Here is a 13,709-nt window from a genome sequence, read left to right as displayed (position 1 = left end):
ACCACGCTCCTGCCTTGATGGAAGACGGAACGAGTCGCGGGCACGCGGGCAGGAGACAGCATGTGGTATTCGTGGCTTGAAGAGCAGCGTGCCCTGATGCAGTCGCTCAGCGACTGGGCAATGCCCGGATGCGATGCCTGGCTGTCGCCGTCGATGCCTTGCTTGCCCGTCGCCGCTGCTGGCTATGACTGGCTGTGCCGGCTGGTTCGACCGACCCTCGAAGCACCGCCGTTCGGCATCGAGGCGGTGACGGTGGGCACCCGGTCGGTACCGGTTGTCGAACAGGTGGTAGACAGCATGCCGTTTTGCGCGCTGCGACAATTCGCGCGCGCGCACTCGCCCGTTGCACCCAGGCGCGGTCAAAAACGCGCGAAGCCACCGGACATCTTTCTCTGCGCGCCACTCGCGGGACACCACGCGGTCATGCTTCGCGAAACGGTCGAAACGCTGCTGCAGGACGGCGATGTGTACGTCACCGACTGGGCCAACGCACGGGACGTACCGCTCGCCGCGGGCCCTTTCGGACTCGACGACTATGTTCTCGCGGTCGAACGCTTTCTGCTAAAAGTGGGCTGCGCGCATACGCACGTCATCGCCCTCTGCCAGGCCACCGCGCCGACCCTCGCGGCTGCGTCGTTGCTGGCGAGGGAAGGAGAAGCGCCGCCGCTCAGCCTGACGCTGATGGGCGGCCCGATCGATGCGCGGCTCAATCCGACCGCCGTCGACCGGCTGGCGCAAAGCCACAGCCTCGACTGGTTCCGCGACACGGTGATCGACACCGTTCCGCCCGGCTATGCCGGTTCCGGCCGCCGGGTCTGTCCGGGCTTCATCCAGCATGCGGCGATTGTCGCCGCGCAACCACACCGCCAGTTGGCACTCGAATTGCGCTACTGGTCAAGCCGCCTCTCAGTCGATGCGAAGGCCATTGCGGCCAGCCTGCGTGCACTGAACGAATATGCGGCGGTTCTCGACATGGCCGAAGATTATATGCTCGACACGATTCGCGTGATCTTTCAGGAGCAGCAGCTTGCCCGTGGGAAATGGCACGTCGGCGGCCGCTGTATTCAGCCGCAGGATCTCGCAGGTACGGCGCTTTGTACAGTCGAGGGCGACCGCGACGACATTGCCGGCGCAGGCCAGACGCATGCCGCTCACACGCTGTGCAGTGCGGTCCCGGTATCGAAGCGCTGCCGCGTGACGATACCGGATTGTGACCACTATGACCTGTTCACCGGCCCGAGGTGGCGCGAGGTGATTCACCCCGCCGTGGTGCGGTTCTGGAGGTCGATGCGCTGACTGAGGTGTCCTTATGGGCAAGGGCGAATCTCGGCCCTCCGGGCGTAGCCATTGATTGCGCGCTTGGCTCTACCGTGGCCTTTTGCTGTACATCTAGAGGTTGTCACACGGGAGGTGCCCATGCCGCTGGTTGTCTGACCTGCAAGCGCTGACGAACTGGCACGCGCCGAAGAACTGGTTGCCCGTAGCATCAACGACCTGACTGTCCGCCACGGTTTCGGGCCGATCGCCACGTCGCGGCCTTCGGATTTCCAGGCGTTCTGCCTTCGAGACGATCCACGCGGAGTGTGGCTGGCCGAGGATGATGGCGAAATTGTCGGCTTCGCCCTGAGCTGGGTTTGCGGTCGGCTCTGGTTCACACGTCAGCGTTCCCAACGTTCGGCGTGTGTGTTTGTTCGCCGCAGCGCTGTCTGCGGCTTTTTTTGTCCTGCGGCTGGCGTTGACGCTAAGACTTCGCCCCGGCAGCATAATTATGAGAACCTGCGCGGAGAAGTGCATGCCGGAATCGTTAAACGGGCCAAAGTGGGCTCTTGCGGTCGTCGTCCAGATGGAATCGTTAAAAACCCTTCGCGTGGACGGTCGACTGCTGTATTCACAGTGCGATTGTGATGAAGCGCGACGCAGGCTGGTGGGCGTTTCTGCAGCCCTGTCGCGCTCTCTAGAACGTCGCATTGTTGCCCTCGAGAAGGCTCTTGGGGACGTACTAGGTGATCTTGCGGCACCTATCTGGTCCAGCCCAAGGCTGAGCAGGCACCGGCCTCGATACCCACGAACGACGCGCTGCAAATGGCCAAGCTGGCGCATTTGGAGCGAGCGCGACCTCGCGGCCTACAGATTTGCTACAACAATGCGGAGAGCCGATATCTGACGGGCCTTGCACCTGTCATTCCACCCCCTGAACTATCGCCGCCCGTGAAGGCTCGGCAAAGTTACTTTGAACGGCCCAGTTCGACCCCAAGGCGTCATTGGGATTCGACACGTGAATGACGGCTTTCCACGATGCCGCTGTCCGGGACAGCCGACGCTGAAATCGTCACTCTGCGTCCTTGCGCCGGGGCGTCAGGAGGACACGTCAGCACGCGGAAGTGATACAGAAAACAGGGTCTCCGTCTCCTCGGACCGCGCTTCAATCGCACCGTGATGGGCTTTGGCGATTTCGCTTGCGATATACAAACCCAGTCCCAGGCTACCCGTCTGCTCGTATGCGCCCTTAAGGTCCGTCCCCCGCGTCAGGGGATCGAAGATGCGTACCAGCATAGTGCCGTCGATAGCCGGCCCGCAATTGCTGACCTCGATATGGACATGTGTTACATCACCAGTCACCGTCACGCGTACGGGGGCGTCCTGCGCCCCGTACTTGATGGCATTCGTTACAAGATTTCCGAGCAATTGCTGCAGACGCCGGCCGTCCCAGAGCCCCTGCGAATCGCCTTTCACTTGCAACTCAATCTGCCTGTCGGGGTGAACTGCGCGCAACTGGTCCAGTTCGTCGGCAAGCACATCTGCCAGATTGACGCTTGCGGGCGTCACATTGATGCCCAGGCCCAGCTTGGTACGGTTGAAATCAGTCAGGTCATCAAGCAACGCCTGCATCCGGGCGCCGCTTCGTATCAGACGGGAGGCGGCTCCGGATACTCGCTCCCCAGCATTGAGCGCGGCCAGGTACGACGCAGTGACCTGAATTGCCTGGAGGGGATTGCGCATGTCGTGACCCAGCATGCCAAGCAGGAGGTTGCGGTTCTGCTCCGCCTGCGTACTGAAGAACGTGACCGACTCCGCGAGTGCCTGATCGATCGCTTCATTGAAGCGGATGACGTCGTCGAGATCCGGCACTTCCGGCGCGCAATCATCCATCCACAAGCGAAGCACACTGGCTCGCAGTGCGCGATATTCGGCTGCGAGCTGATTGATACTGAAACCGGCCCGGGCCCTCAGAAGGGCATGCGTTTGCGCGGCTGTTTCGGTCGCATCGATCAGGGCAGGACCTCGCCCCATTGATTTTTCCCGTTGGGCTTCCCTGGTTTGCGAAGTCCGTAAGTCCTTTGCCACGGCCTGCAGGATCTGCTCCGCGTGATCGCGCAACCCCGGCGATTCCATGTTCGCCGCCGCAGGCAGGAGCGTGGCGGCGAACGCTTCCCACTGCGCAAGAATTGGCTCCATGCTTTGCGAGATAAAGTCGGCAAGTCGCATGTAGGCGTCTCCAAAGCGTAAACGGCATGTCGAGGTCCAACCAGCATACCGATGTTACGCGCAAATCAGGGACGAACTGACCGAACCTGGCCGGACCTTCATGTCGCCTGTACATCAGGCAACAGTCGGGCGAACTCCCGTTTCACCACGCCATAACACTCGCACGCACGCTTTTCGAGGCCCGGCCGATCCAGCACCTCAACATGATTACCGGTGCATCGTACCAGCCCGGCATCCTGCAGCCTCATTGCCGCTTCGATCACGGCCGCGCCTGGAACCCCAAGCATGTTCGCAATCAGTGCAGCCGTCATCTTCTGTTCGTTCAGCGGTAGGCGGTCGAGGCTGAGCAGCAGCCATCTGCACATCTGCTGGTCCATCGAGTGATACTGGTTGCAAACGACCGTCTGGGCCATCTGCGTGATCAATGCCTGGGTATAGCGAAGCAACAACCGCTGCACCAGGCCAGCCCGGTCAAATTCCTCCTTCAGAATCCGGGCGTCCAGCCGATACGCCTGACCGGCGCTTTGCACAATCGCAATGTTCGGCATCGTCTCTCCGCCCATGAAAAGCGCGATCCCAACGAGCCCTTCGTTACCCACGATCGCAATTTCTGCAGGCGTTCCGTCATGCATCAGGTGCAGCATCGATACAACTGAGGTCGTCGGAAAATAGACATTCTTCACGCTCTCGCCAGACTCATAGATAACCTGTCCCATTGGCACATCGACCAGGATCAGGTGCACTACCAGGCGCGCCCATTCTGCGTCGGGCAGCACCCTGAGCAGATGATTTTCATTGGCACGATGTTCGTTCGTCATGTTTTCCGCTTCCTGGCATCTGGGCTCGCTATGGCGGATGTGCCTGGTACACGTCAACGTGTCACGACTCAGACGGTATGTCTGTACGGTAGCGTTCCAGGCTCTCCGCCCGGTGATTCAATTTGAGATTGCCTTTTCAACGAGTGAAATATGCAGCCGTTCGTCCCGCGTCGATCGCTTTGAACGGCGAATGGTGCCGGGTGAACCGCCGTACGGCGGTCAAAAATAAGGCCATGCACTTTTTCGACGAACGTCCCTTGCCGGTCAGGAAACGGACATTTGCGATGCCTGGTCAAGTGACTGAATAGGCCGATTGTTGCCGGATGAGCGGGCGAACTGGGCTGCAGAATGCTCAGCCGTTCGCTAAAGGGCGGAAATTAGGCGATTTTCATGAAAGGCGCGTAGCGTGTAGCTCTTCCGAGTCTATAAGCGTTTTACACTTAGCCGGCGCAGTTTCCCTTACGTTTTCCTATCGAAAATATACAATCAGGGTACGTGGGGTTTCGCGGTCAGAAGCCGCATCCATTGGAAAATTATATACGCCACGTCCCGTTGACGACCTCAGGCAGAAGTTGGATGTGTCCATGCTCAAGGCACGAGCGTTTCGTTGGTTGCTCCGCCTGACGGGCAGAACATGAGCAGCGGTAAGAGCCGAACGCGACGCAGCACCGTGCGGCGATCGGCTCGACGGCCCGTCATGCGCATTCCGGCGCTCTGGCGTCAGCAACACCCGTCGACAAGACTACGGGTCGCGTGAAGCGTGCTCATTGCTTTGGCACTCGGTAGTCGGCGCTCATTCGGAAGGCGCTTGAGGTAAGCCGGCCCACGGAGACCCTTACACGCTTACTTGCGGAGCCGGTCACCCGGGCACAGGTTTGCTCATAACGAGTGTTCGACGCCGGGCAAGCTGATCACTTCTCCGCCTTCGAGAAACGAAGACCGCTCGAGATACCACGCTTCGTATGTGGACAACGCTTGGTCCGAGGGTAAGAGGCAAACGTCATGAACTCAATCTGGTCCGAGCGCCGAATCGACATTGCCTGCACGCCGGCCGTCGCAGTCCTTACAGCATCGTCCGCCTCCGCTGCGATCTCCGAGGAATCAAACGCTGCCACGGACGAAAGCGATCGGAGACTCATCATGAAGATGAAAAACTCAGCGCGTCGCGAGCCGATTTGCAAGGTTGCGCTTGCTGGCCTTTCGATTTGCGCGGCACAAGTTACCAGCGCGGCAGATGTCACCATCGCTACTTTCAACAGCCCGGCCATGCTGGAACTCAAGAAGCTTTCCGCGAGCTTCGAGAACGCGAACCGGGATATCAAGCTGAATTGGGTGATCCTTGAGGAAAACGTACTTCGTCAGCGCGCGACGACCGATATCACCACTAACAGCGGCCAGTTCGACGTGGTTGCAATTGGCACGTACGAAACGCCGTTGTGGGGCAAGCGCGGCTGGCTGATGCCGATGACCAATCTGCCTCTCGATTACGATCTCGACGACGTGGTAAAGACCGCGCGCGACGGCCTTTCCTACGATGGGCAACTCTATGCGTTGCCGTTCTATGTCGAGAGTTCGATGACGTTTTATCGGAAGGATTTGTTTCAGGCCGCCGGGCTCAATATGCCGGATCAGCCGACCTACGAGCAGATCAAGCAATTTGCCGTCACGCTCACCGATAAGGCCAAGGGTCAGTATGGCATCTGTTTGCGCGGGAAGGCAGGTTGGGGTGAAAACATGGCATACGTGTCGACCGTGGTGAACACTTACGGTGGACGCTGGTTTGATGAGAACTGGAAAGCGCAGGTTGATACGCCGGAGTGGCACAAGGCGATCAGCTTCTATGCGGACCTCTTGAAGAACGAGGGGCCGCCCGGAGCGAGCTCGAACGGCTTCAACGAGAACCTGACGCTGATGTCGTCCGGGAAGTGCGCAATGTGGATCGATTCGACGGCTGCCGCGGGCACGCTCTACAACAAGTCGCAGTCGAAAGTGGCGGACAAGATTGGCTTCGCTGCGGCACCGGTTGCGGTAACGCCGAAGGGATCGCATTGGCTGTGGTCGTGGTCGCTCGCGATCCCCAAGACTTCGAAGTCGCAGGATGCCGCGAAAAAATTTGTTACTTGGGCAACGTCGAAACAGTACACCGAGATGGTTGGAAAGGACGAGGGTTGGGGATCTGTTCCTCCGGGCAGGAAGTCGACTTTTGCACGTCCCGAGTACAGGCAGGCCGCTCCTTTCGGAGAATTTGTGTTGAGAGCGATCGAATCGGCCGACCCGAACGACTCATCGCTCAGGAAAGTGCCGTACAGCGGAATTCAATTCGTAGGCATCCCCGAGTTCCCGTCCTTCGGGACTGTGGTGGGGCAAGCGATTGCGGGCGTCGTTGCTGGGCAAACCAGTGTGGACGCAGCGCTGAAGGCGAGCAACGCCGCCGCCGATCGCGCTGTGAAGCAGGCGGGTTATCAGAAGTGAGCCCAGGAGCTCTCGACGCCATGCATGGAAGCTTGCTCAGCAAGCTCGTTTCGTCTGGATGTCGAGGACCGGTGATCGGTCGTGACCATCCAGACTACGACAATGCGCGGCGGGTGTGGAATGGCCTTGTCGACCGCAGGCCCGCCGCCATATTGCAGGCGGAGAGTGTCGATGATGTTCGAAGGGCCATCGACTCGGCAGCCCAGAGCAATGCCCTCCTGGCGGTGCGTGGAGGCGGGCATAGCATACCGGGCCCATCCACCTGTGCGACCTCCCTCTGCGTGATTTTTCGGTGCAGCGAGTATCCCCAATGACCGTGAGCAGAGAGAAAGACGGAAAGAGCGTCCGTCGGTCTATTTGCGAGCGGCGATAAGTAAAGTAAAAGAAATCGAGTGGCTGTATGGAATGACCGTTCCACTCAGAATGCCGGCCCTTGCAACTCCGACTTCTCGACCGGCAGTTCCGGGGTCGGCTGCCGCCTTGCGCAGCCAATGGGCGGGGCGGCAACGGCAAGACCACTGTGTTAGACCGGAATCGGCCCATATACGGACGTCTATGTCATCGAAAGTTATGTCCGGAGTTCGCGCTTTATCTGTCGTTCGCTTATCAACGATGCCGCGCGGCGGCCTGCGTAATGGGCCGCGTGTTTTATGAGCGGCACTTACACGCGATGAGTGGAGGAGCCAGGATTGATCGGGTCCTGACAAGTCGCGGGTTACACGACGAACGTTCCTCGACATGACTTACCCAGCGCTTCGTCCGGCCGGAGTTTGGGCCGACGTGCCCTTTTGGTTTATCGGCGATTGGAACTGCCTGCCAGCAAAACTGCCGTCGCGATCGCAGATCCACACAAACGCCCATTGCTGGGCAACCTCGATCGCCTCTTCCTCCGTATCGAACCAGGAAAGATTGCGCTCGATGTGCATTTCGCCGTCAACGTCTTCGTCTGCGGAAACGCGGACCAGCCGCGCATGTGCGAAGAACTTCCCAAGGGAGAATTCCGGGGTTGCATCAATGATCCATCCAAGATATCCGCATTTCATGATCACCTCCACACAAGGCTATTGGGATTCAAAAAGCACCGTGGAATCACGAGCGCCAAGGCGATTAACCCTTCGGCGACCAAACGATAATGGTCGGAGCAAATAACATGCCTTTTTTACAACACGCCGTGGCTCATCAAACCCTTGACCGTACCAGCCAGGGTCGGCGACCGGCGTCGCGGCGTGGTCCGATATTTGCTCAGGCGTCCTTGTCACAGCGCGGATCTGCGCGCGGTATTTCGACTTTGGGGCCGTCGGCGGAGGCCGTGAGGAGGCATGGATGCGATTGACGACAGCACTTGTCCAGCGCGCTTTCGTCGGCACCCATTTCATTGCGCTAGCTGCGGCAGCCACTACCGCTCAAGCCAGTTCTGTTGCGCCGCTCAACTATTTCCTCCACGCCGCGGGACCCGCCGCCGCTCCGACCATGCGCTTAGGCTGGGCACTGGCGGGTATTTCGGTCACGGTAACAGTCGTCATTGCAGGTTTGCTGATCGCCGCGATCGTTCGCAAGCGTCCCGCTACGACGAGCGATTCGCTCAATGCCGAAGCCGGCGGCATGCGCTGGATTTACATCGGCACGGGCGTGTCGTCGGCGGCCTTGCTGGCGACGCTGGTCTATATCCTCATCACACTGGAGTCGGTTGCAACGCCGGCGACTCATCCTCAACTCACGATCACCGTGACCGCTTACGACTGGTGGTGGAAAGTCGACTACGCCGACGATCCCAGTCCGGCGCGCAACTTCAGTACGGCCAACGAGATCCACATTCCCGTCGGCGAGCCCGTGAAGATAGCGTTGAAAAGTGCGGACGTCGTGCACGCGTTCTGGGTGCCGCAACTTGCAGGCAAAACCCAGACGATCCCTGGCCAAACCAACGAGCAATGGATCCAGGCCGATCGCGCCGGTATCTATCGCGGGCAATGCTCGCAGTTCTGCGGCGCTCAACATGCGCACATGGCTTTCGAAGTGGTCGCGCAGAGTCCGGCGGATTTCAACGTCTGGCGCGACGCGCAAGGACAAGCGGCGGCATCCGCGAATGACAGCAGCGTTGCCGCGGGCCGCCATCTGTTCGCCGAGCGCTGCGCGGGCTGCCACACGATTCGCGGCACAGACGCGGACGGCCTGCAAGCGCCCGATCTCACGCATCTGAACTCGCGTCGCATGATCGCGGCGGGCGAGGTGACCAATACACCGGATCACGTGCTCGACTGGATTGAGCACGCGCAGGCGATCAAGCCCGAGGCATTGATGCCGAGCATCGCACTGAATACCAACGATGCCGCCGCGCTATCGGCCTATCTGGCCACGCTGCATTGAATTCTGGCCGGCAATCAAGGAGCGTCTTTCAATGTCCGATCACGCGAGGCCCGCTTCAACCCCAGGGGCACGGCAGGCCGCGGCAGACAGTTCGGCGCTGCCGCTCGAGCGCACGCCGCAATACGGCCGCGTCGCGCCCGGGAGTGTCGAAGAAAAGCGTTTGCGCGAGATCTGGTCAGCGCCGCCGGGTTGGCGTGGTTGGCTCTCGACGGTCGATCACAAAACCATCGGTCTGCGCTATCTGGTGACCGCGTTCATCTTCCTGCTGATGGGCGGCATCGAAGCGCTCATCATGCGCATCCAGCTCGCGCGGCCCAACGCGACGGTCCTCACGCCCGAGCAGTACAACCAGCTTTTCACGATGCACGGCGTGACGATGATCTTTCTCTACGCGTTGCCGGTGCTATCCGGCTTCTCGAACTATTTGTGGCCACTGGTGCTCGGTTCCCGCGACATGGCGTTCCCGCGTCTGAATGCGCTTTCATACTGGGTGTTTCTGTTTGCCGGCATCTTCCTGTATGCAAGCTTCCCGACGGGGCAGGCGCCGGATGCCGGCTGGTTCAACTACGCGCCGCTCTCGGGGCTCGAGTACAGCACCGGACCGAATATTGATGTCTACGCGCTCGGCATGGTGCTGCTCGGCATTTCGACGACTGTCGGCTCGATGAACTTCGTGGTCACGTTGCTACGGATGCGCGCGCCTGGCATGTCGCTAGACCGAATGCCCGTGCTGGTGTGGGGCACGCTCACGGCGTCAGGCGGCAATCTGCTGGCGGTGCCGTCGGTAAGCCTGGCGTTCTTTCTGTTGTGGCTCGACCGGCGCATCGGCACGCACTTCTTCGACGTGTTGAACGGCGGACGTGCGCTACTGTGGCAACACCTGTTCTGGATCTTCGCGCATCCCTGGGTCTATGCAGTTGTGCTGCCGGCCATGGGCATCGTCTCCGATGCGTTGCCGGTGTTTTGCCGGCGTCCGCTGGTCGGCTATGGGCCGGTCGCGCTCTCGACGGTGGCGACGATGGTGATCGGTTTCGTCGTGTGGATTCACCATATGTTCGCGACCGGGATTCCCGCGCTCGCGCTGTCGTTTTTCGGCGCGGCCAGTATGGTGATCGCGATTCCCAGCGCGGTCGCCACCTTCGCGTGGATCGCGACGATCTGGACCGGCCGGCCGGTGTTTCGCGTGCCATTCCTGTTTTTCGCGGGATTCGTGTTTCTGTTCGTGGTGGGCGGCGTATCCGGCGTGATGACCGCAGCCGTGCCATTCGACTGGCAGCTCACCGACACCTACTTCGTGGTCGCGCATCTGCATTACGTGCTGCTCGGCATCAACGTGTTTCCAGTGATCGGCGGCATCTATTTCTGGTTCCCGAAATTCACAGGCAGGATGATGAGCGAACGGCTCGGCAAGTTCGGTTTCTGGGTGCTGTTCGCGGGCTTCAATATTGCCTTCTTTCCGATGCATATCGCGGGTCTGCTCGGCATGCCGCGGCGTATCTATACGTATCCCGCCGACATGGGGTGGAACACGGTGAATCTCGTCACGTCGCTGGGGTCGTTTCTGTTCGCGGCGGGCGTGTTGATTTTCATGATCGATCTGCTGGTCAGCCTGAAGCGCGGCAAGCCGGCCGGCGACAATCCGTGGGACGCGCCCACGCTCGAATGGTCGGTGAGTTCGCCGCCACCGCCATACAACTTCGCGGTGGTGCCGACGCTGGCGAGCCGTCATCCGTTATGGGAAGGCCGCATCGAGGAGCCAGGCGTCACGCTTCACACGCACTCGCAACTGCGTGAAGGTTATCTGCTCGCGCAAGGCCGCGAGGCGCTCGGCACCACCGCACTCGAAGCAAATCCCGACGTGATCCTGAAGATGCCGGGCGATTCCTACTCGCCGTTCTGGCTTGCCGTGTTCGCGACGCTGGTATTCGCGGGACTTGCGATGAGCGCATGGACATTTGCCGGTGCGATGCTGATGGGGTGTGCGGTGTCGATCATCGTGTGGCTGTGGCCCGAACGTGCGTTGATCCAGCGCGAACCGGCCACCGTTCATGACTCGGGAGATTGACATGAGCGACGCCGCCGATTTGAGTCGGACAGCCGCGCAACCGACCGAACCTCTGCCGATCGGCAGCGCGGGCGAGCGTTCGGGCGGCTGGTGGGGTTGCCTCACGCTGATCGCGACCGAAGGCGCGCTGTTCGGCTATCTGATCTTTTCGTATCTCTATCTGGCCTCGCAGAGTACGCAGCGCTGGCCGCCTGAAGGCCTGCCGAAGCTCGGTCTCGGCATGACGAACACGATCATTCTGTTGTCGAGCAGCGTGTTCGTCTGGTTGTGCGAGCGTTGTGTGAGGCGCGGGCGCTTGAGATGGGCCGTCGCCTCGATGGCGGTGGGCGTCTTGCTCGGCATCGTGTTCGTGAGCATTCAACTGCTCGAATGGCACGATCATCCGTACGGCCTGACGACGCATCTGTATGGTTCGCTATATTTCACGATCACAGGATTCCATATGGCGCACGTCGTGGTTGGCATCGTCGTGCTGCTATTTTTGCTGCTGTGGACCGCGCTGGGCTACTTCGACGAGAAACGCTGCGCCGCGCTGACCATCGGCGGCTTGTACTGGCATTTCGTGGACGTCGTGTGGTTGTTCATCTTCAGCACGCTGTATCTGACGCCTTACCTGTTTCGGAATCTATCATGGCCGGGGACATGAAGCCGCCGTTGAGCGTCGGACCGTCTTGCGCGCCGACCGGGGCCATGCGGCGCATGCTGGTCGGCCTGCTGGTCCCGCCGTGCGCATGGCTGGCACAGATGGTGATCGCAGAGACGCTGGCCGCGCAGAGTTGTTATCCATTCGATCAGCCGCTGTCGTCGCCGGCGCTGCCATGGATGCGTCCGGCGCTCGTCGCCGTCAGCGCGCTATGTCTCGCGGCCGGCGTGTTCGGCGCAATGACGGCCTGGCGAAACGTTCGTCGCCTTGAAGCGGAGGAGGGCGGCTCGGGCGCCGCCGGCCAGAAGCGAAGCGGACTCGACGCCTTCCTGACACGCGTCGCGGCGATGTCGAGCGCGCTGTTTCTGTTCGCACTGGTTGCAACCGATATCGCACTGGCGCTCGTGTCGCCGTGCAAGTGGTGGTAACAATGCGCGCGCCCAACTCATCCGTTTCACCACGCCGCGAAGGCTCGCTTGGGCGATGGTTTCGAAGCGGTCGCGGAATTGCCGCCGCGATGCTCGCATTGACCCTCGGCACGCTTGCATCCGGCTACACAGCCGATTCCGCGCCCGGCAACGCGACGCCCGGCGACGCCGCGCAGATCGCGCGCGGTGCCTATCTCGCGAAAGCCGCCGATTGCGCGGGCTGTCATACGGCCGCGCCACGCATCATGCGGCCCGGCGCGACACCGATTCCGGCGACGCCGTTCGCCGGCGGTCTGGGCATGGCCTCGCCGTTCGGTACCATCTATTCGTCGAACATCACGCCGGACCCGCAGGCAGGTATCGGTCTCTATAGCTATGACGACTTCGCGCGTGCCTTGCGCGATGGCGTCGCGCGAGGCGGCAAGCGGCTCTATCCGGCGATGCCGTACCCATCGTTCGCAAAGATCGACGATGACGACATGCACGCGCTCTACGCGTACTTCATGCATGGCGTGCTGCCGGTCGCCGCCCCCGCTCGACCAACTCAGTTGCCGTTCCCATTCAATCAGCGTTGGGCGCTCACGTTCTGGGACTGGGCGTTCGTGCCGGGCGATCGCTTCAAACCGGACGCAGGGCGCGACGCGCAATGGAATCGCGGTGCGTATCTCGTGCAATCGTTGGGTCATTGCGGTGCGTGCCACACGCCGCGCGGGCCGGCGTATGAGGAACGCGGCTACACCGAGGCGAGTCCGCTTTATCTGACCGGCGGCACTAACGATCACTGGTTCGCACCGAACCTCACAGCCGACGCCGGTTCGGGCTTGGGACGAAGTTCCGCGGCAGACATCGCCGCTTTCCTGAAACATGGCCACGGTGGCGGCCTGGTCGCGTTCGGTAGCATGGTTCAAGTGGTGGAAGACAGCACGCAATATCTCGACGATGCCGACCTCGCGGCCATCGCTAACTATCTGAAGAGTCTGCCGCCACGCGCTCAGAGCGGCCACTTCGAGCCACGTTCGCGCGGCGCGTTGCAGAGCGCGCAGGCGCTGAAAACAGGCGAAGTCGAGCGGCCCGGCGCCGGAATCTACGCAGCGTATTGCGCGCGCTGTCATCAGTCGGACGGCACGGGTGTCACGCAAAAATATCCGCGCCTTGCGGGCAATCCGGCTGTACTCACTCCGCAAACGACCTCGCTCGTGCGTCTGCTCGTGGAGGGCGGGGGCAGTCCGAGCACGGACGGTGGCCCCGAGACGCGCAAGATGCCGGCCTTTGCGGACAAGCTAACGGACAGCGAACTCGCACACGTTCTGACATTTATCCGCAACACGTGGGGCAATGCGGCCGAGCCGGTCACGGCCCATGACGTGTCCGCGGTGCGGCATGCCCTGCACAAATAGTTCGGCCGGAATGCCCCAGTATGCATGGCTGGCCGA

10 protein-coding genes are annotated in these 13,709 nt (G+C 61.1%); 7 read left to right on the top strand and 3 right to left on the bottom strand.

The genetic code is table 11. From position 1 onward, the window contains the following. Positions 1-96 precede the first annotated feature (96 nt). Complete coding sequence (gene phaZ / locus ACQKRQ_RS27560) at positions 97-1,296, top strand: polyhydroxyalkanoate depolymerase (RefSeq protein WP_427480824.1); 1,200 nt, start codon at positions 97-99, stop codon at positions 1,294-1,296. Between the two features lie 1,059 nt (positions 1,297-2,355). On the opposite strand, the gene ACQKRQ_RS27555 is transcribed toward phaZ, so the two are convergent. Then, positions 2,356-3,486, bottom strand: a complete 1,131-nt coding sequence (locus ACQKRQ_RS27555) for an ATP-binding protein (protein ID WP_427480822.1) — start codon at positions 3,484-3,486, stop codon at positions 2,356-2,358. A gap of 98 nt (positions 3,487-3,584) precedes the next feature. Continuing rightward, positions 3,585-4,304: a Crp/Fnr family transcriptional regulator gene (locus ACQKRQ_RS27550; RefSeq protein ID WP_427480820.1), complete on the bottom strand. Its 720-nt coding sequence runs from the start codon at positions 4,302-4,304 to the stop codon at positions 3,585-3,587. Positions 4,305-5,444: 1,140 nt separating this feature from the next. Here ACQKRQ_RS27550 and ACQKRQ_RS27545 point away from each other — a divergent pair. Then, on the top strand, positions 5,445-6,776 hold the full coding sequence (locus ACQKRQ_RS27545) for an ABC transporter substrate-binding protein (protein WP_427480818.1): 1,332 nt from the start codon (positions 5,445-5,447) through the stop codon (positions 6,774-6,776). A 743-nt stretch (positions 6,777-7,519) separates the two neighbouring features. Here the strand turns inward: ACQKRQ_RS27545 and ACQKRQ_RS27540 are convergent. Continuing rightward, positions 7,520-7,819, bottom strand: coding sequence for a hypothetical protein (locus tag ACQKRQ_RS27540; RefSeq protein WP_427480816.1), 300 nt, complete (start codon positions 7,817-7,819; stop codon positions 7,520-7,522). Between the two features lie 280 nt (positions 7,820-8,099). Here ACQKRQ_RS27540 and coxB point away from each other — a divergent pair, with 280 nt between their 5' ends. From coxB to ACQKRQ_RS27515, 5 genes are all read left to right on the top strand, one after another. Next, positions 8,100-9,140, top strand: coding sequence for a cytochrome c oxidase subunit II (gene coxB / locus ACQKRQ_RS27535; protein WP_427480814.1), 1,041 nt, complete (start codon positions 8,100-8,102; stop codon positions 9,138-9,140). 31 nt (positions 9,141-9,171) lie between these two features. Further along, positions 9,172-11,205 carry a cytochrome c oxidase subunit I gene (gene ctaD, locus ACQKRQ_RS27530; RefSeq protein WP_427480812.1) on the top strand — a complete coding sequence of 678 codons (2,034 nt, stop codon included), beginning with the start codon at positions 9,172-9,174 and terminating at the stop codon, positions 11,203-11,205. A 1-nt stretch (position 11,206) separates the two neighbouring features. After that, positions 11,207-11,851 (top strand): cytochrome c oxidase subunit 3, encoded by a 645-nt coding sequence (locus ACQKRQ_RS27525; protein ID WP_408181315.1) that lies wholly within the window; start codon positions 11,207-11,209, stop codon positions 11,849-11,851. Then, positions 11,836-12,276 (top strand): hypothetical protein, encoded by a 441-nt coding sequence (locus tag ACQKRQ_RS27520; RefSeq protein WP_427480809.1) that lies wholly within the window; start codon positions 11,836-11,838, stop codon positions 12,274-12,276. Before ACQKRQ_RS27525 ends, ACQKRQ_RS27520 begins: the two co-directional genes overlap by 16 nt. A gap of 89 nt (positions 12,277-12,365) precedes the next feature. Beyond that, positions 12,366-13,673 (top strand): c-type cytochrome, encoded by a 1,308-nt coding sequence (locus ACQKRQ_RS27515; RefSeq protein WP_427480807.1) that lies wholly within the window; start codon positions 12,366-12,368, stop codon positions 13,671-13,673. The last annotated feature ends 36 nt before the right edge of the window (positions 13,674-13,709 follow it).

The sequence above is a fragment of the Paraburkholderia sp. NPDC080076 genome (genome assembly GCF_050281145.1).
In the GTDB taxonomy this organism is placed as follows: Bacteria; Pseudomonadota; Gammaproteobacteria; order Burkholderiales; family Burkholderiaceae; genus Paraburkholderia.
Note: the sequence above shows the minus strand (reverse complement) of the source record. Positions and strands in the feature narration are given on the sequence as shown.

Coding starts and splice junctions, on each gene's coding strand:
- phaZ (WP_427480824.1), top strand. CDS start 97: ATGCAGTCGCTCAGCGACTGGGCAATGCCCGGATGCGATGCCTGGCTG.
- ACQKRQ_RS27555 (WP_427480822.1), bottom strand. CDS start 3,486: ATGCGACTTGCCGACTTTATCTCGCAAAGCATGGAGCCAATTCTTGCG.
- ACQKRQ_RS27550 (WP_427480820.1), bottom strand. CDS start 4,304: ATGACGAACGAACATCGTGCCAATGAAAATCATCTGCTCAGGGTGCTG.
- ACQKRQ_RS27545 (WP_427480818.1), top strand. CDS start 5,445: ATGAAGATGAAAAACTCAGCGCGTCGCGAGCCGATTTGCAAGGTTGCG.
- ACQKRQ_RS27540 (WP_427480816.1), bottom strand. CDS start 7,819: ATGAAATGCGGATATCTTGGATGGATCATTGATGCAACCCCGGAATTC.
- coxB (WP_427480814.1), top strand. CDS start 8,100: ATGCGATTGACGACAGCACTTGTCCAGCGCGCTTTCGTCGGCACCCAT.
- ctaD (WP_427480812.1), top strand. CDS start 9,172: ATGTCCGATCACGCGAGGCCCGCTTCAACCCCAGGGGCACGGCAGGCC.
- ACQKRQ_RS27525 (WP_408181315.1), top strand. CDS start 11,207: ATGAGCGACGCCGCCGATTTGAGTCGGACAGCCGCGCAACCGACCGAA.
- ACQKRQ_RS27520 (WP_427480809.1), top strand. CDS start 11,836: ATGGCCGGGGACATGAAGCCGCCGTTGAGCGTCGGACCGTCTTGCGCG.
- ACQKRQ_RS27515 (WP_427480807.1), top strand. CDS start 12,366: ATGCTCGCATTGACCCTCGGCACGCTTGCATCCGGCTACACAGCCGAT.